Source organism: Pseudomonas sp. PS02290, from assembly GCF_029960075.1.
Classification (GTDB): Bacteria; Pseudomonadota; Gammaproteobacteria; order Pseudomonadales; family Pseudomonadaceae; genus Aquipseudomonas.
Map to the genome: position 1 here is coordinate 1 of NZ_JASCOY010000090.1, position 17878 is coordinate 17878.

Annotated in this window: 12 protein-coding genes; 5 read left to right on the forward strand and 7 right to left on the reverse strand. The window is 61.1% G+C overall.

The features are described from left to right. Nucleotides 1-33: 33 nt before the first annotated feature. Both QMX88_RS24355 and QMX88_RS24360 read right to left on the reverse strand, forming a co-directional pair. The gene (locus QMX88_RS24355; protein ID WP_282372809.1) at nt 34-720 is read right to left on the reverse strand and encodes an AlgP family protein; all 687 of its coding nucleotides are present in this window, start codon (nt 718-720) and stop codon (nt 34-36) included. 214 nt (nt 721-934) lie between these two features. Then, nucleotides 935-1738, reverse strand: a complete 804-nt coding sequence (locus tag QMX88_RS24360) for an IclR family transcriptional regulator (protein ID WP_282372810.1) — start codon at nt 1736-1738, stop codon at nt 935-937. Between the two features lie 237 nt (nt 1739-1975). Between QMX88_RS24360 and QMX88_RS24365 the strand changes: the two genes are divergently transcribed. Beyond that, entirely contained in the window at nt 1976-2998 is a 1023-nt protein-coding gene (locus tag QMX88_RS24365; protein ID WP_282372811.1) for a metallophosphoesterase, read from the forward strand. Nucleotides 2999-3086: 88 nt separating this feature from the next. Here QMX88_RS24365 and QMX88_RS24370 read toward each other — a convergent pair whose 3' ends face one another. Next, entirely contained in the window at nt 3087-3758 is a 672-nt protein-coding gene (locus tag QMX88_RS24370) for a hypothetical protein (RefSeq protein ID WP_192174875.1), read from the reverse strand. A gap of 93 nt (nt 3759-3851) precedes the next feature. On the opposite strand from QMX88_RS24370, the gene QMX88_RS24375 reads away from it, so the two are divergent. From QMX88_RS24375 to QMX88_RS24385, 3 genes are all read left to right on the forward strand, one after another. Beyond that, nucleotides 3852-4523 (forward strand): Crp/Fnr family transcriptional regulator, encoded by a 672-nt coding sequence (locus tag QMX88_RS24375; RefSeq protein WP_282372812.1) that lies wholly within the window; start codon nt 3852-3854, stop codon nt 4521-4523. Nucleotides 4524-5245: 722 nt separating this feature from the next. Beyond that, nucleotides 5246-8248, forward strand: coding sequence for an autotransporter serine peptidase EprS (gene eprS / locus QMX88_RS24380; RefSeq protein WP_282372813.1), 3003 nt, complete (start codon nt 5246-5248; stop codon nt 8246-8248). Nucleotides 8249-8399: 151 nt separating this feature from the next. Beyond that, a complete protein-coding gene (locus QMX88_RS24385) occupies nt 8400-11510 on the forward strand; it encodes an autotransporter domain-containing protein (RefSeq protein WP_282372814.1) in 3111 nt (1036 codons plus the stop codon). A gap of 265 nt (nt 11511-11775) precedes the next feature. Here QMX88_RS24385 and QMX88_RS24390 read toward each other — a convergent pair whose 3' ends face one another. The 4 genes from QMX88_RS24390 to QMX88_RS24405 form a co-directional block, all read right to left on the reverse strand. Then, nucleotides 11776-13023, reverse strand: a complete 1248-nt coding sequence (locus QMX88_RS24390; RefSeq protein WP_282372820.1) for an MFS transporter — start codon at nt 13021-13023, stop codon at nt 11776-11778. Between the two features lie 275 nt (nt 13024-13298). After that, nucleotides 13299-14447, reverse strand: a complete 1149-nt coding sequence (dgoD, locus tag QMX88_RS24395) for a galactonate dehydratase (RefSeq protein ID WP_282372815.1) — start codon at nt 14445-14447, stop codon at nt 13299-13301. Between the two features lie 83 nt (nt 14448-14530). After that, a complete protein-coding gene (locus QMX88_RS24400) occupies nt 14531-15166 on the reverse strand; it encodes a 2-dehydro-3-deoxy-6-phosphogalactonate aldolase (RefSeq protein ID WP_282372817.1) in 636 nt (211 codons plus the stop codon). 1 nt (nt 15167) lies between these two features. After that, on the reverse strand, nt 15168-16184 hold the full coding sequence (locus QMX88_RS24405) for a 2-dehydro-3-deoxygalactonokinase (protein WP_282372818.1): 1017 nt from the start codon (nt 16182-16184) through the stop codon (nt 15168-15170). A 376-nt stretch (nt 16185-16560) separates the two neighbouring features. On the opposite strand from QMX88_RS24405, the gene QMX88_RS24410 reads away from it, so the two are divergent. Further along, nucleotides 16561-17706 carry an acyltransferase family protein gene (locus QMX88_RS24410; protein ID WP_282372819.1) on the forward strand — a complete coding sequence of 382 codons (1146 nt, stop codon included), beginning with the start codon at nt 16561-16563 and terminating at the stop codon, nt 17704-17706. The last annotated feature ends 172 nt before the right edge of the window (nt 17707-17878 follow it).

The window sequence follows — 17878 nt, forward strand, 5'->3', positions numbered from 1 at the left end:
GCCCCGCGCAATGCGGGGCGAACGGCGACACCACTACAGCGAGCGCTCGAGCCACTCCGGCTGGAGCGCGGATTCAGCATGGGGCGCCTCATCCGGCTCGGGCGTAGCGCTGGCCTCGGCGACCCCGTGGGCCAATGGCGCAACCTCGCTGGGTGCATGCTTTCGTCCCTTGACCACCGTCACCGTGGGCTTGGCGACCACCGCATTAGCAATCGCTTTCAATGCTGTTGCCTGCTTCGCAGCGCGCAGGGTCGCGGTCGAAGGCTTCACAGCAGACTTGGCGGCCACTTCCGTTTGTGCGGCTGGCGAGCTGCCTCCGCCTTCGCGCTGGCGCAGCATTTCACCGGCGGCTTCACGTACCTTGCCCACGCCCTGCACCAACGTGAGACTTACGTGGATATCGTGCTTCAAGTGGCTGATGTATTGCCGGGTCTCATCGATCTGAAGTTGCAACTCAACCGAGGCTGCGTCAAGCATTGAGAGAGTGGCCCGCAGCTTCATCTGCTTTTTGCGTTTTGCGGTAGGCGTGGAGTCGAGACGGTCCCGCTGCTTGCCACGCTTTTTTTCCACCTTGCTGCGCTTCTTTTCGAACCTGGAAAGCTTCTTTTCAGCGTCAGCGAGGGCTTGTCCGCAGGCCTGCTCAAAATGCTCCAGCAAAAGGGTGGTGAGTTCCTGAAGCAGCAGCAGCGGTGTGAGCTGTATTTTTTTTCTACTCGCCATAACATCCCTCCTTCCCGAATCACGCGTGCCTTGGCCGGACGGCCGCTGGCCTCTGAACAATTAGGACCGCGGGTCGGGGTTATGGTTGGGTCAATCACAAAGCCATTTCTCGATCTCGTCACCTGCAGGCGCTTTCCGGGCTCTCAACAGCGTGTGATGGCCGCCCTTGGCTTCAACGTTTCGCCCCTACCCTCCTGCTCCGCGCAGCGACACGCTAGCCGCCCAACTCCGCCGACAGCCGTGCCGCCGCGTCCTTGATCACCGGCACCAGGTCGGCCATTTTTTCCAGCGGCATGTACGGCACGGTGCTGGCGATGCTGATGCCAGCGACGATCTGTTTGCTGGCGTCGCGCACCGGCGCGGCCACGCAGCGAATGGACGGCTCGTTGTCTTCCAGATCGAATGCATAACCGCCCCGCACGTACTCGTGCATGCGCGCCTGCACCTGCTCCCAGGTCTGTTCTTCATGGGCCGGCCACAGCGGGTTTTTGCCGGTGGTCGGCACGCTGATTTCGTACAGCCGCTGCCATTCGCTTTCCGGGCTGTCCAGCAGCAACGCCTTGCCGATGCCGGTGCGGGCCAGCGGCATGCGATGGCCCACCCGCGAACGCATTTCCGGGCCATTGCGCCCGGGATTTTTATGCAGGTACAAGACCTCGTCACCGTCGCGCATGGCCAGGTGCACGGTGTCGCCGGTGAGCGCCGACAGTTCGTCAAGAAAGGGTCTGGCGAGCACCAGCAGCGGCACTTCTTCCTGGGCCTGGAATCCCAGCTCGATCAATCTCGGCCCGAGCACATACCCCACCTGCGGCAACACCCGCAGGTAGCGCTCCTCCACCAGACAACTGGCGAGCCGGTGGGTGGTGCTGCGGGTGGTGCCGATCAACCGGGCGATTTCCTTGAGGTCGCGAGCGCCGCTGGCGACCGCCTGAATCACGCCCAGGCCGCGAATCAGCGTTTGCGTACCGGTGGGTGCAGGGTCTTTGCCAGTGACGGCGGTGTCGGATGCATCTTGCATGGCGCGCCTTATCGAATCAGAAAACCGGCGCCATTATCGTCGCCAGCCTTGAAGCCTGCCAGCGCTGTGCAGAATTTGCTCGGCGTCGGCGCAGGGTCATACCCACTCGATGCGCTCGACCTTGCCCACCAACAGGATGTAGGACAACGCGCCGTACGCACGCTCGAAGACCACCGCATTCTCCCCAAGATTCACCTTGGTAGCACGCGTCTGAGGGCAGATAATTAAGCCGTTTCGATGACCAAGGATTCCGCAGGCATGAGGCAAAAAGTTCTGAGACTTTCGCAAAATCACCATGGCCGTGACTTTGTCGTTGGTGACATTTACTTCAAAACCACCGACTTGTACAAAGGCCTGCGCAAACTCGGCTTTGACAGCCAGACTGACCGAGTCATCGGCGTCGGCGACCTCATTGATCGCGGCCCGGGCGTGCTCGACGGGCTCAAGCTTTTGGGCGAGCCGTGGTTTTTCACCGTAATGGGTAACCATGAACAGATGCTGATTCGGGCTTACCGTGAAAACCCGGACGCTCGTTATGTCTCTCATGGGGCTGGTTGGTGGGCAACCGTCGCCGATGAGTCGAAAGAGATGATCATCGTCAAGCTTGAGACCCTCCCTACCCTCATCGAGATCGAATCACCCCGTGGGGTCGTGGGCGTTGTACATGGGGATGTACCGAGAGGCTTGTCCTGGCAGAGGTTCGTCAACGATATCGACAACGCGCAAGTCGAAGAAATAGCCCTCTGGGGGCGAGAGCGGATCAAAAAGCATTACCGTCAAGGCGTCGCAGGCGTTTGGCGTGTTTGCACGGGTCACACGTGGATTCCAGAGCCGTTACGCCTCGGGAACGTGCTCGCGCTGGATTGCACCGGAGGCGGTGACGGCCCTCTGGGGATTTACTGCGTCCAGGACGACACCCTCTATGTCGACGGTCTTTCCGTGGCGCTTGACCAAGCTGAAGTTTTCACGGAGTTGCTTAACGATCTAGAGCGCACGCAGGCAGAACTCAACAGCATGTTGAGTGCGAGCACGCTCATCGAATCCCAACGCCTGAGTCGTAAGGCTGAAGATTTGGCGGCTCGGGCGAATACTGCCTGGCTTGCACTGCAGCCTCAGGTCGAAGCGTCTCAGAAGCTCTTGAATGAGCTCCACGGGCTCAGCCTGCTTGACGGAGAGCGTAGGGTTCTGAAGCTCGAAGAATTACGGTCTGGATACGAAAGAACCCCCATTGAAGGATTACTGAACAGGCTGTTTTGCTAGACGCGAGAGCTGCTGGCCCATAGATGACGGCCGGTTTAATCATTCAAGGCAGATGCTGCATGCTTACGTCTGACGGGATTGTTGATGTTCACTCGTGCAATCGCTCACTTCTATCCAGGAGCCATGACAGCAACAGCCCTGGAACCAGGAAGCCTAACGAGACCAAAACCCCGTGAAGTATGTGCGAGAGAGGTTCGTCGAGAGTCGCAACAAGCCTCATAGGCGAAGCGACTGGGGATAGCTGCAAGAACAAGACAACCAGCACTGCGCAAGGCCACGTCAAGCTCACACCGCGTCGCGCGCTTTGTTGCCATGCATAGCCCGCCAGCACGGCAGAGAAAGCCCCTTCAAGAATCCAGGCAACAGTTCCCAGTCTTCCCCACAGGCCATAACCGTAATGCTCAACCGAATGGGGATACAGTGCCAGATCGCTGTTATGCATAGGCCAATCAGCGATGAAGTGAGAGAAAGCTGCCGCTGCTGCCACGATTGCTACGGATCGATGCTTTACGAAAAGCAGCCCCCACACTACGGACCAGACTACAGCGGCAAGCAGCGAGTGATCCCAATCGATAAAGGTCAAATCAAAGAACAGGTAAGGCCCGCTTTTTAAATTGGGGGTGACAGTGTTAAAGCCGAGGATGATGAAGATGCCATCCAGCAGATCCAGGAAGCCAACGCCCATCAGGATGGGCATCGCAGGGATCTTGGGATAGCGGGCCTTGATTGCGAGGCCGATCGCGAAGTGACCTACGTACATTCTGTGTTCCTGATTCTGGTATGCCTGTCCTCTACAGGCTAGATGCTTCCGATACTATCCGAGCCTTCAAAACAAGATTGTCGGGTTTTAGCAATGTCGGAATTATCTGGCCAAGTCACATCTCCATCCTTCCACCTACCCCCGGAGGTGGACGCAATTTTGCTCAAGGCCTCGCGGGTCAGGACGTTGGTGAAATCTGAGGCAGTGTTCCCTCAGGGCTCTGAGCCATTGGGAATGTTTCGCGTGCTTCATGGCACGTTGGGCGTCCATAGCCAGGGCGCTAGTGGACGCCAACTCTTTCTTACTCAATTGGTGTCTGGAGATTGGTTTGGCGAAGTACCACTTCTAGATGGCTTGCCGCGAGCGTATGACGTCCGCGCTGCCTCCCAGGCGACTATTGCCGTTCTTCCTGCAAGCGCGTTCTGGCAGATTATCCAGGCTCGACCAGATGTTCTACTGGCCATAACTCGCCTGGTCTGTGGCAGATTTCGAATGGCGCTCGATTGGGCCGGAAGCGCTTTCCTCGATCCTCTGCCCGTGAGGTTGGCTAGCCGACTCGCTTCATTGATCAAACGTTCAGATGTCGACGGCGGCCACTGCCTGAAAGTAAGCCAGGAAAAAATTGCGCAACAGCTTGGTGTTTCTCGTCAGAGCATCAACCGCCAGCTGAAAATTTGGGAGGCGCAAGGCTTATTGATTGTTCGATACAGCGCTATCACAATTCTCGATCTACAAAAACTGAAAGAGACAGCAGGCGGCGAGTAAGTATCCAGGTTCCCAACCACAAGCGGGGGCAGGACTGATGACTTGGAACAGGTGATGGATCATCGATGGCTGACCTTGCACGCCACAACTCGTTAAACATTGTGGCGTGTCCTGTGATTGCTCTGTCAGCAAGACAATGGGGCGCTCCCCGATAATCCAGGGTGTATTTGCCATTCGCTTGCGGTGTGTTCGCTGGTTGCATACGAAGTATCATTCGCCTTGACCAGCACTCCGTTAAATTGCGCGAACGTGATCATTGCGCCAGGGGAATCTTTGCCACTCTTGCACTTAAAGACCATTTCTGTAGATACAGAGGTGGCGCGGGGTAAGCCCGAAGTACCTTGAGCCACAAGTCTCCCTTGCGTCATGGCTAAGTAGTGGCTCAGCTCAAGTTCCCGCCATCTATTACTTGAATACCTTTGTATTAATCATCCCGCGTAGACATGCGACTGCGGAGGTCGCCAAGCCCCTGCGCTGAACCTACTAAAGATGCGTTACTTTCTCTACAATGAAACTAAAATGCCACCATCCCGGATTGCACCGTAATTGTGCCTGCTCCGTCTAGATGCCTCATCACAGCGCCTTGTGCCTTATTACCTGCCTGCTTAGTTACTGTTGGCTTTGTATCAAATTTGAAACAAATAAGTTGCCATCCCCTGCGCAGCGGACTATTTTCTTACGGCGCTCACTAGGGAGCTAACAAATAAAAAAGGTGTGCAGGGATGCGAAGGTTCAAGCCGTCCAATGCTGTCCGTTATTCCGTTAAACCCGCAACCACTACCGCACTTTGCGCGTTGTCTTTTACCTTTGGCTGCTCGGCTTATGCCGACTATGCAGAACAGGGGAAGTTAGGCGACGCGGCCAGTTGGCGCTCGGAAGAATTCAAGAGCGACTGGGGATTGGGCCGTATCCAGGCGGACCAGGCTTATGCCGCCGGTATCACCGGCGCCGGCGTAAAAATCGGCGCGATGGACTCAGGTTTCGACCCCTCTCATCCCGAAGCCAGCCCATCCCGCTACCATGCGATAACCGCCAACGGCACCTATGTAGATGGTTCGCCCTTTAGCATCACGGGTGCCATCAACCCCAATAACGATACCCACGGCACGCACGTGACCGGGACCATGGGCGCGGCCCGTGATGGCGTCGGCATGCATGGCGTGGCGTACAACGCGCAAATCTATGTGGCCAACACCAACCAGAGCGACAGCTTCCTGTTTGGCCCGAGCCCGGATCCGCAGTACTTCAAGGCGGCCTATGGCGCGCTGGCCGATGCCGGTGTGCGGACGATTAACAACAGTTGGGGTAGCCAGCCGCCGGATGTGACCTACGCGACGTTGAAAGGCGTACAGGCTGCCTATGCCCAGCATTACAACCGGGGCACCTGGCTGGATGAAGCGGCTAACGTCTCGCGCAAGGGCGTGATCAACGTCTTCAGTGCTGGCAATACTGGCTATGCCAACGCCAGTGTGCGGTCTGCGCTGCCCTATTTCGAGCCGGACCTGGAAGGCCACTGGCTGGCGGTGTCTGGCCTGGATAGCGCCAATGCCCAGCGCTACAACCAGTGTGGCATTGCCAAATATTGGTGCATCACCACGCCCGGTAGGCTGATCAACAGCACTGTGCCTGGCGGCGGCTATGCGCTCAAGTCCGGTACGTCCATGGCCGCGCCCCATGCCACCGGCGCGTTGGCACTGGTCATGGAGCGCTACCCTTACATGAACAACGAGCAGGCCTTGCAGGTGCTGCTCACCACCGCGACCCAGCTCGATGGTTCGGTCACCCAGGCGCCTAATGGCACTGTGGGCTGGGGCGTGGTCAACCTGGAGCGGGCCATGCGCGGGCCAGGCCAGTTGCTGGGCACCTTCGATGCCACCCTGGGCGCCGGCCGAACCGATGTCTGGAGTAACGATATTTCTGATCAGGCGTTGATCCAGCGTCAGGCCGAGGACACTGCCGAACAGGCCGCCTGGCGGCAAACCCTGGTCAACAGAGGCTGGCAGAACGGCGTGGCCAGCACCGCCAGCCAACAGGACCAGACCGACTACGCCGTGGGCACCGCCCGTGCTGGGGCCGCGGCTCAGCGCCAGTACAAAGGGAGCCTGATCAAGTCCGGCGCGGGCCGATTGATCCTTGAAGGGAACAATACCTATCGCGGCGACACCCAAGTCAACGGTGGTGTGCTGTCGGTCAATGGCTCCCTGGCGTCCGCCGTGCAGGTCAATGCGGGTGGGACCTTGGGCGGCAATGGGCAGGTCGGTAACCTCACCGCGTTGAGCGGCGGGCAGGTGGCGCCGGGTAACTCCATCGGCACCTTGCGAGTGAACGGTGACTTAACCTTCGCGCCAGGCTCAACCTACGCGGTAGAGCTTTCGCCAACGGCCAGTGACCGCATTGTGGCCACCGGCAGTGCCACGGTGTCGGGGGCCAACATGACCCTGGCCCTGGACCCAATGCCGCTGGCCTTGAATGCCACGCCTGGCCAGACCCTGCTTGGCCGCCAGTACAACGTGTTGCAAGCCGCCAATGGTGTGAACGGGCAGTTCGCTGCGGTCACCTCCCACTACGCTTTCCTCGGCGGGCGCCTGGACTACGCCGCTAACGGCGTTGCGCTGAATATCGAACGCACGGCGGCTTTCGACAGCGTGGCGCAAACCCCTAACCAGGCAGCCGTGGCCTCGGCCGCCGAACAATTGGGAGCGGGGAACGCGGTGTATGAAAACCTGCTGCTCGCGCCAAGTGCCGCCTCGGCCCGGGAGAGTTTCCAGCAGCTGTCGGGCGAGATCTACCCGGCAGTCGCCACCCAATTGATCAACGACAGCCGCTATGTGCGTGATGCGGTTGGCGAGCGCCTGGGCGCCAGCGTGTTCGGCGCCGATGCCCATACGGCGGCGCAAGACAATGTCTGGTTCAAGGCCTTGGGCGCGTGGGGCAAAACGGATTCCCGTAGCGATACGGCTGGCTATACCTCGTCCATTGGCGGCGTGCTGGCGGGGGTCGACGGCGACGTAGGTGACGACACGCGCCTTGGCCTGGTAGGCGGCTACAGTGACAGCTCGGTCAATATGGGCTCGGGTACCCATTCCCGTGCATCGGTAGACAGCTACCATCTGGGCGCCTACCTGGGTCATGAGATCGGCGCCTGGCGCTTGACCCTCGGCGGTGCCTACAGCTGGCACCGGATCGATGCCCACCGCGATGTACAGGTCGGCGGCGCCAGTGGCCGGGAGAAAACCAAGCACGATGCGCAAACCGCACAGGTATTCACCGAAGCGGCGTACCGTATTCAGTTGCAGCCCGCAGTGCTTGAGCCCTTCGCTAACCTGGCCTATGTCCACCTTGGCACTGACAGCTTCAGCGAGAAGGGCGATGCCGCAGCACTTGCCTCCGGCAGCGATACCCGTGAAGCCGTGCTCGGCACGCTGGGTGTACGGGCGCTTAAAACCATCGCAATCAATGATCATCAGAAGCTGGACCTGTCCGGCAGCCTGGGCTGGCAGCACAACCTGAGCGACACCGATTCAGAGCAGCACATGGCCTTTGCGGCAGGCGGCAGCAGCTTTGGCATCGAAAGTTCGCCCCTGGTACGTGACGCGGCCCTGGTGGGTGCCCATGCCCGCATGGCGCTGAGCCGTGAGGCCAGCGTTAGCCTGGACTACAACGGCCAATTGGCCAGCCGTGAAAAAAGCCACGGCATCGGCTTGAGCCTTAACTGGCAGTTCTAAACGCAGAGCGGCAGGGCGAGCCAGGCCGTCGCCCGTCGCTTGCATAAGGCTGAATGTTTCAACCTACCCATTGTTGGAAAAAGAACGACGCGGATGCCAAGACGGCATTCGCGCGGGGTTTTGTGTGCGCTAACTAAGGACAGTTATATCTATGAAAGAGCTATTCACCACTAGACAGGTTGCTGTCAGCTCCATTCGGCACGCTATTCGGCAAGCCAATCGCGCTTCTTGCGGCGCCCTCGCCTGTTACCTGGCCACCCTCGGTGTAGCCCATGCTGCGCCTTACGTAGAAGCCGGCCAGGCCGGGAATGTCGCCAGTTGGCGCAGCCCGGAGTTCACGGCCCAATGGGGGCTGGGCGCGATCAACGCCGACCAGGCCTACGCGGCCGGTTACACCGGCAAGGGCGTGAAGTTGGGGATTTTCGATCAGCCGGTGTACGCACCGCACCCGGAATTCGCCAGCCCGGATAAGGTGATCAATCTGGTTACCAGTGGCATTCGCGAGTACACCGACCCCTATATTCCGGTAAAGGCCGGCGACGCCTTCCGTTACGACGGCGCCCCTACCCCTGACTCCAACGGCCGGCTGGGTAACCACGGCACCCACGTAGGTGGCATCGCTGGCGGCAACCGAGACGGCGGGCCCATGCACGGCGTGGCCTTCAACGCCCAGATCATCAGCGCCGACAACGGCGACCCAGGCCCGGAAGACGGGATTGTGCTGGGCAACGACGGCGCGGTTTACCAGGCTGGCTGGAACGCATTGGTCAGCAGTGGCGCGCGCATCATCAATAACAGCTGGGGCATCGGCATTACCGACCGCTTCGACCAGGGCGGTCGCGACCCGGCCTTTCCGCACTTCACCGTGCAGGATGCGCAGCTGCAGTTCGATCAGATCCGACAGATCCTCGGCACTCGCCCAGGGGGCGCTTATCAGGGCGCCATCGATGCAGCGCGCAGCGGCGTGGTCACCATTTTCGCCGCCGGCAACGACTACAACCTGAACAACCCGGACGCCATGGCCGGACTCGGGTATTTCGTGCCAGAGATCGCCCCCAACTGGCTGACGGTTGCTGCCTTGCAGCAAAACCCGAACGCCGCGGCCGCCGGCGCCACGCCTTACACCTTGAGCACCTTTTCTTCTCGCTGCGGTTACACGGCCAGCTTCTGCGTGTCGGCGCCAGGTACGCGGATCTACAGCTCCGTGCTTAACGGCACCAGCCTGCAAGACCTGACCGTGGGCTGGGCCAACAAAAACGGTACCTCCATGGCCGCGCCCCATGTGGCGGGCAGCATGGCAGTACTGATGGAGCGCTTCCCCTACATGACCGGCGCACAGGTGGCCGACGTGTTAAAAACCACCGCCACCGACCTCGGCGCGCCTGGCGTGGACGCGCTCTATGGCTGGGGCATGATCAACCTGGGCAAGGCCGTCAACGGCCCGAGCATGTTCGTCACCGAGGCGGATATTCCCGCTGAGTTTCGTATCAGCGGCGCCTATGGCGACAGCCAGTTCGTTGCCAACGTGCCGGGTACCGGCGCGGTGGTCGATGCCGGTAAACCGACCCAGCGCCTCTGCAGCGGGCCACAATGCGGGCGGGACCTGTGGAGCAATGACATAGCCGGGCATGGCGGCTTGACCAAGCTGGGTATCGGTACCTTGGTGCTGACCGGCGCCAACACCTACAGCGGTCCAACCCTGGTCAATGAAGGGCGTCTGGCGGTCAACGGTTCGCTGGCCTCGGCGGTGACCGTCAACGACACCGGCATACTGGGCGGCAACGGCCAGGTCGCGTCCCTTGCCGCCAACCGTGGCGGTACGGTGGCGCCGGGCAATTCCGTGGGTACCTTACACGTGGCGGGGGACCTTAACCTGGCGCCCGGGGCTGTGTATGCCGTGGAGTTGTCGCCCGCTGGCAGCGACCGCATCATCGCCGGCGGACAGGCTACGGTGAGCGGTGCGACCATGGCCCTCTCGCTGGAAAACGGCGCCGGCTTCACCACGAGCGAGGTCAACAGCCTGATCGGCCGGCCGTTCAACGTGCTGCAAGCCGCTGGCGGCGTGCAGGGCCAGTTTGGGTCGGTGCTGGATAACTACGCTTTCCTGGATGGCAGCCTGGCCTACAGCGGTACGGGCGTTGCCCTGGCCCTGGAGCGCAACGGGGACAGCTTCGCCAGCGCCGCGCAAACCGCTAACCAGGCCAACGTAGCGGCGGCCGCCGAGCAATTAGGGGCCGGTAACGCGGTGTACGAAGAGCTGCTGTTGAGCCCTGATGCGGCTACCGCCCGGCGTGCCTACACCCAGTTGTCCGGCGAAGTGCATCCGGCCATCGCCACTCAGCTGATCAACGACAGCCGCCAGGTACGCGATGCCGTAGGTGATCGCCTGCGCGTCGAAGGGCTGTACGACCAGCCTGCGGCGGGCGTTGAAGGCAACAACCTGTGGGTGAAAGGCCTGGGTGCCTGGGGCAAGAACGCCGGCAGCAGCGACAGCGCCAGCTCAACCTCATCCCTGGGCGGCCTGCTGGCCGGTGTGGACGGCCTGGTGGCTGAGCACACCCGGTTGGGCGCCATGGTCGGTTACAGCGATACCTCGTTAGGCATGGGTGACGACACCCATTCCAGCGCCTCGGCCGATAGCTACCATCTGGGTGCGTACATTGGCCACGAGGAAGGGCCGTTGCGCCTGACCGCAGGTGCATCCCATAGCTGGCACCGCATTGACGTCAAGCGAGACGTGCAACTGGGTACTTCGGCCGACCGCCTGAAGGTCAAGCGCGACGCGCAATCGACCCAGGTGTTCACCGAAGCGGCCTATCGCCTCAACCTGCAGCCTTTGGCGCTGGAGCCCTTCGCCAACCTGGCCTATATGCACTTCGACAGCGACAGCTTTACGGAGAAAGGAGGCGACACGGCGCTCAAGGGTGATGACGACACCCGCGACACGGTGCTGTCCACGCTGGGCGCGCGTGCCGGTAGCCGGTTTAACCTCACCGATACCCAGAAACTGGACGTCTCAGGTACGTTGGGCTGGCAGCATAACCTGAGCGATACCTCGGCCGAGCAGCACCTGGCCTTTGCCAGCGGGGTGAATAGCTTTGCCGTGCAAAGCGTGTCCATGGACCGGGACGCCGCCGTCGTGGGCGCCCGCGCCAGCCTTGTCTTGAACCGGGATGCGCGGATCGATCTGGACTACAACGGCCTGCTGGGCGCCCGGGATAAAACCCACGGCGTAGGGCTGTCGCTGAATTGGGCGTTCTAACCGCAAGCGCTGCCTGAAAGCCTGCGCCAGCTCAGGTGCTCTTGCCTGATACTAAAAACCGTTTAAAGGGTCCACTTCGACCCTTCAAACGGTTCAATACCGATTCGGTGGAGCACCTGAGCACCTGCGCGAAAGATTGCTCTCTTCGATCTAGACCACCCCTCAAGCCCGGTCTTACCCAGGCCTTGACGGCTTCCATGCCTCTCTCAAGCAAATGTCCGTCACCGGGCACGTGATTGACGTCCCTCATTACGTATCGACAGGGTCATGACAACTCGATGCGTTCCACCTTGCCCACCAACAGGATGTAGGACAACGCCCCAAGCAGCGCCAGAACGGCGATGTAAGTGATCGCCGGCGCAAAGGAATCACCCGACGCCAGGAAGCCGATGACGATCGGTGTGGCAATTGCCGCCAGGTTGCCGATCAGGTTGAACGTGCCGCCGGTCAGTCCCAACAGCCGCGCCGGGGCGAGGGTCGAGACCAGCGACCAAGTGATCGACGCCAGGCCATTACCGAAGAAGGCCAGAGCCAGGAAAGCGATCACCAGCGGGGTCGAGTCGACGTAGTTGGCGCCGATGATCGAGGTGGAAATCAGCAGACCGGCGATGATCGGCGTCTTGCGCGCGAAGCCGACGGTATGACCGCGACGAATCAGCCAGTCGGAAAAGAATCCCGAGCAGAGCACGCCGACGAAGGCCGCGAGGAACGGCAGCGACGCCAGCAAGCCGGACTTGATGAAGTCCATGCCGCGGTATTTGACCAGGTAGGTCGGGAACCAGGTGAGGAAGAACCACAGCGTCGAGTTCAGGCAGAACTGGCCCAAATAGATGCCCCACAGCTTGCGCTTGGTCAGCACGATGCCCAGATCCTGCCAGCTGAAACCGCTTTTGCGTTTCGAGGCATCGGTCTGCATGTCGACCAGGCCGCCGCCATCCTTGATCAGGTCAATCTCGCCCTGATTGATGCCCTTAAAATCGCGGGGCTCGCGGTAAACCATGTACCAGATCGCTGCCCAGAGCACGCCGACGCCGCCGGTGGCCACGAACACCATGTGCCAGCCGTAGCGGGTCTGCAACCACGCGAGCACAGGGGTCAGGAAGGCCAGGCCGACGAACTGGCCGGAGGTGTAAAAGCCGACGGCGGTGGCGCGTTCTTTTTCAGGGAACCAGGCGGTGACGACGCGGCTGTTGATCGGATAGGCCGGGGCCTCCAGCGCGCCGACGGCCATGCGCAAAATGAACAGGCCGATGAAGCTGCCAACGAAGCCGAGAAAAATGGTCGCGATGGACCACAGCGCCAGTGCCATGGTGTAGAGAATGCGGGGCGGAACGCGATCCACCAGCCAGCCACCGGGCAGCTGCATGGCGGCGTAGGTCCAGCCGAACGCGGAGAAGATCAGACCGACGTGCACCGGGTCGATGCCCAGCTCGCTGGTCAGTGCGGGCGCGGCGATGGACAGGTTGCTGCGGTCGAGGTAGTTGATCACCACGGTGATGAACAGCAGCACCATGATGAAAAAGCGTTTGCGGGTCGGCGTGGCGGTGGTCGCCCGCGCTTGGGAAGCAGTCTGTGTGCGCAAGGGAAGTGCCTCTTTTTATGGTTATCTGAGGTCTGGAGTTTTTTTGGTGTCAGTGAGCCGTGAAAAGCTTCGTGAGCAAGCTCACTCCCACGTGAGGGTCAGCGCCCTCGACATCAGGGTCAGGCACAGTCCCTGTAGGAGCAAGCTTGCTCGCGAATGATCGTTCCCACGCAGAGCGCGGGAACGATCAAGTCAGCACAGACGGATCACCACTCGGCAAAGCTGCCGTCGGCGTGGCGCCAGATCGGGTTGCGCCAGCGGTGGCCGATGGCGGCGCGTTCCTTGACGTACTCTTCGTTGATCTCGATGCCCAGGCCCGGCCCGTTCGGGATCTTCACCATGCCCTTGTCGTAGTCGAAGACTTCGGGGTTCTTGATGTAGTCGAGCAGGTCGTTGCTCTCGTTGTAGTGAATGCCCAGGCTCTGCTCCTGAATGAACGCGTTGTAGCAAACGGCGTCCAGTTGCAGGCACGCCGCCAGCGCAATCGGACCCAGCGGGCAATGCAGCGCCAGCGCCACGTCATAGGCTTCGGCCATGTTGGCGATCTTGCGGGTTTCGGTGATACCGCCAGCGTGGGAAGCATCCGGCTGGATGATGTCGACGTAACCTTCGCTCAAGACGCGCTTGAAATCCCAACGGGAGAACAGACGCTCGCCCAGGGCAATCGGCGTGCTGGTCAGCGGCGCCAGTTCCTTCAGCGCTTCGTAGTTCTCGCTGAGCACCGGCTCTTCGATGAACATCAGCTTGTACGGGTCCAGCTCTTTCATCAGCACTTTAGCCATCGGCTTGTGCACGCGACCGTGGAAGTCGACGCCGATGCCCACGTTCGGGCCCACGGCATCACGCACGGCGGCGACGTTGGCCAGGGCCATATCGACCTTGTCGAAGGTGTCGAGGAACTGCAGCTCCTCGGTGCCGTTCATTTTCACGGCGGTGAAGCCACGCTCGACCGCTTCTTTCGCGGCACGGGCGGTGTCAGCCGGACGGTCGCCGCCGATCCACGAATACACCCGGATCTTGTCGCGCACCTGGCCGCCGAGCAGGTCGCTGACCGACACGCCCAGCGCCTTACCCTTGATGTCCCACAGCGCCTGATCGATGCCCGCCAGCGCGCTCATATGGATGGCGCCGCCCCGGTAGAAGCCGCCGCGATAGAGCACGGTCCAGATGTCTTCGATGTTGCGCGGGTCTTTGCCGATCAAATAGTCGGACAGTTCCTCAACCGCTGCAGCCACGGTGTGCGCGCGGCCCTCGACCACAGGCTCGCCCCAGCCGGTGACGCCCTGGTCGGTTTCGACTTTCAGGAAGCACCAGCGTGGCGGAACGATGTAAGTCGTGAGTTTGGTGATTTTCATGTCTTGTCTCTCTTATTCAAAAACACATGCTGTTAGCGCACTTGCTCAAAAACACAGCCTCGATGGCGCAACGAGCGGGTCAGTCACTGGTTGTTGGCAGGCTTGTGCTGGTGCCAGGCGTCGACATAGGCCTTGGCGCTCTTGGCCACGTCCTCGGCGCTCATGCCCGGCTTGAACAGCCCCGAACCCAGGCCGAAACCGGACACGCCAGCGTCGAGGAAGACTTTCATGTTGTCCGGGGTGATGCCGCCCACCGGAATCAGCGCCGTACCGGCCGGCAACACCGCCAGCCAGGCCTTGACCACCGCCGGGCCCATTTGCTCGGCAGGGAACATCTTCAGTACGTCGGCGCCTTCGGCCAGTGCGGCGAAGGCCTCGGTCGGTGTCGCTACGCCCGGGGAGAGAAACAGGCCTTCCGCCTTCGCCGCGCGCAGGACCTTCGGGTCACTGTGGGGCATGACGATGACCTGGCCGCCAGCTTCCTTGACCTGGCGCACTTGCTCCGGCGTCAGCACCGTGCCCGCACCGATCAGGCAATCGGCGGGCAAGCTCTGACGCAGAAGGCGGATGCTGTCGTACGGCTGCGGGGAATTGAGCGGCACTTCGATGACGCGGAAGCCGGCGGTGTACAGGACATCACCGATGGCCGGCGCTTCTTCAGGGCGCAGGCCGCGCAGAATCGCGACCAGACCGTTTTGCACGAGGGCTTGCTTGAGCATGTCAGTTCTCTACGTGAAGGGGCCGGGCAGCGGCCGAAGAGGAGGATTGAATCAGACCGGCCTGCACCGCAACTTGCCAGAGACCACGCTCGGTGGCCTGCTCGGCCAGGGTCACTTGGGCGAAACCGTTGGCATCGAGGGCGCGCCGGTAGCGGGCGATCAGCGCGTCGCTGCCGATCAGGATTACGTCAGGCAATTGCGCGTCGGTCTGGCGCAGCAGTTGCGCCAGCGCGACGATTTCATGGCCGACCAACAGGCCGGACAGGTAATCGGGTTGTGCGGTACCGGACAGCACGCCGGTCAAGCCAAGCGTACGGCAACTGAAGATGGTCGACAGCGGACCCGCCGCGCCATTGGCCGACCGCGACACCGCCACGCCTCGGTCAAACGCTTCAGCGTCGAAGGTCTCGCTGCGCTGCATCGTGCGGCCAAGAATGGTGTGGCTGGACAGCGTCGCGTAGACCTCGCCGGTCATGAAGGTGTCAAAATGCTCGATCCGGCCGTTCACCGCCCTCACCCACTTCGAGTGGCTGCCGGGCAGGCCGATCAACAGGGGTTTGGCGGCTTCGCTGGCGGGCAACGAGTCGAGAATGCCGAGGACCTGGGTTTCTTCGCCGCGCATCACGTTGGGCAGCTCGGAGCGCTGCAGGATGCCGGGAATGATGTGAACGTCGACGCCGCGCACGCTGCGCACCGTGACCAGCGCGGAACTGAGCGCTGCGACGCTGGCGGGCGTCTGCTGATAGACCGCTTCGCGCCAGCCCTGGGCGCTGCCGACCATGCCGCAGGCGATCACCGGCAGCGTTGGTTCGGCGTCGAGCCAGTCGCCGCAGGCTTCGTCAAAAGCCAGTTCGAAGCCGTTGGAAACCTGCTGCCCGCCAATCGAACGGGGTGTCGATGGCAGCTGCATGATGCCCGCGCTGAGCGAACGTTGTTCCAGTACCCGGCCGTGTTCGCCGAGTCGATACGCGCGAAGGGAGGTCGTCCCCCAATCGAGCGCGATCAATTGCGCCTGCATGGCTTCACCTGATTGTTATTAATGAGTGAATGCGGGGCGGACTATAAACCTGTTGCGCTGGCAATCTCAATATATAACGGTCAATCCCATATATTGGGATTTCCTGACAGTAGGGTGTCGATGATTGCTGTTCCGAACGGATTTGCGGTTCGGGCATACTGCTGTCCGTGGCTGGCAAAACTTTCACGAGCACCGTGTTAGCGTTGGCTTCGAAACAGCTGTGCATCACCTCCTGTTTTCTGCTCCAACCACTCATCGGCCTCAGCGCCGAAGGTGGTAACTTTCCTGTCTGTCCCTGCCATCGCCTGCCCTGCACACCTGCTGGCGCCTGTTCGCGTGCCCGCACGCCTGACTCATCTGAAAAAGGATCCTCACGATGAAGCGATTCGTCGCGCTCGACAGCCTGCGCGGTCTCTGCGCCCTGACCTTGATCGTTCATCACTCGCACATCGAGCGAAGCCTCACGGAGCTGTCGTTTTTCCGTAATGCCAGTCAGTTCGCCGGTCTGTTCTTCGCCCTGAGCGGTTTTCTGATTTACCGGCGCTACGTCGGCACGCTGAATACCTCGCGGCAGCTGGGCGACTTCATGCTTGCTCGCGCCTGCCGGGTCATGCCGCTGCACATTGCGGTGCTGTTGTTCTTCATCGGATTCGAGTGCCTGAAGCGGGTGCTGGAGCGCTACGGGCTGCTGTTGAATTTCCCGGCGTTCAGTGGTGACCGGGCGCCCGGGGAGATCCTGCCCAATCTGTTGCTGATTCAGGCTTGGTGGCCGGGCTTCAACGCGCTCTCGTTCAACTACCCGTCGTGGTGGCTCAGCGTCGCGTTTTATCTGTGGCTGATCTTCGGGGTGGTCTGCTACGCACTGCCGGGGATGGCGCGGATGATTTTCACGCTGCTGGGCGGGTTGGCGTTTGTCGGCTTGTTCGTGGATTCCGATCTGCTGACGCGCTATGTGCTGTGGGGCGCGGCGTGTTTTTTTGCGGGTACGGTGACCTATCGGCTGTACGCACGGCTGCGGCATTTCGTGCCGGGAATGGTGCTGGCCAGTGTGCTTGAGGTGGGGGTTTTGGCAGCGATCGGCTGGCTGATGGTGGCCGGCGACGCTCCGCTGACGATTGAGCTGTCGGTGCTGTTTTGCCTGGCGATTCTGGTGTTCGCCTGGGAAGCCGGGGTGGTGTCGCGGCTGTTGCAGGTGCGGGTGTTCCCGGCGCTGGGCCGGTTGTGGCTGTCGATTTACCTGACCCATGCGGCGGTGATTTTCGTGGTCGCGACGGGGCTGACGGTTGCCGCGAAGTTTGGCGGGTATCCGTTGTTGGTGGACAAGCCGGGTGAGATGCCGGGGACGTTGGTGCGGTATCTGAGCACGGGCAGTGCGCTGAACGACAATCTGTTGTTGCTGTTGGTGGTAGTGGCAGTTGTGGTGGTCTCGATGGTGGTTCACCGGTATGTCGAAGTGCCCGGCGTGCGATTTGCCGCTGTCTTAAGATCAAGGTCAAATTCAAGATCAAAGGCATCTGCCTAGGGGCAGATTGTTTCGCCTTCGGCGAGTTACTTGGAAAAGCACCCCAAGTAACCAAGGGTGCCTGCTCTCGGTTGGGCCCTTCCTTCGTCAGGGTTCCTTCACTCCGGTCTCGCTCCGTGGGCCCGCCGCCATCCGCCATCCATGGCGGGGGCGGCTCTCGCGGCATCCATGC

Coding starts and splice junctions, on each gene's coding strand:
- QMX88_RS24370 (WP_192174875.1), bottom strand. CDS start 3,758: ATGTACGTAGGTCACTTCGCGATCGGCCTCGCAATCAAGGCCCGCTAT.
- QMX88_RS24405 (WP_282372818.1), bottom strand. CDS start 16,184: ATGCAGGCGCAATTGATCGCGCTCGATTGGGGGACGACCTCCCTTCGC.
- QMX88_RS24390 (WP_282372820.1), bottom strand. CDS start 13,023: ATGGTGCTGCTGTTCATCACCGTGGTGATCAACTACCTCGACCGCAGC.
- dgoD (WP_282372815.1), bottom strand. CDS start 14,447: ATGAAAATCACCAAACTCACGACTTACATCGTTCCGCCACGCTGGTGC.
- eprS (WP_282372813.1), top strand. CDS start 5,246: ATGCGAAGGTTCAAGCCGTCCAATGCTGTCCGTTATTCCGTTAAACCC.
- QMX88_RS24355 (WP_282372809.1), bottom strand. CDS start 720: ATGGCGAGTAGAAAAAAAATACAGCTCACACCGCTGCTGCTGCTTCAG.
- QMX88_RS24360 (WP_282372810.1), bottom strand. CDS start 1,738: ATGCAAGATGCATCCGACACCGCCGTCACTGGCAAAGACCCTGCACCC.
- QMX88_RS24375 (WP_282372812.1), top strand. CDS start 3,852: ATGTCGGAATTATCTGGCCAAGTCACATCTCCATCCTTCCACCTACCC.
- QMX88_RS24385 (WP_282372814.1), top strand. CDS start 8,400: ATGAAAGAGCTATTCACCACTAGACAGGTTGCTGTCAGCTCCATTCGG.
- QMX88_RS24400 (WP_282372817.1), bottom strand. CDS start 15,166: ATGCTCAAGCAAGCCCTCGTGCAAAACGGTCTGGTCGCGATTCTGCGC.
- QMX88_RS24410 (WP_282372819.1), top strand. CDS start 16,561: ATGAAGCGATTCGTCGCGCTCGACAGCCTGCGCGGTCTCTGCGCCCTG.
- QMX88_RS24365 (WP_282372811.1), top strand. CDS start 1,976: ATGACCAAGGATTCCGCAGGCATGAGGCAAAAAGTTCTGAGACTTTCG.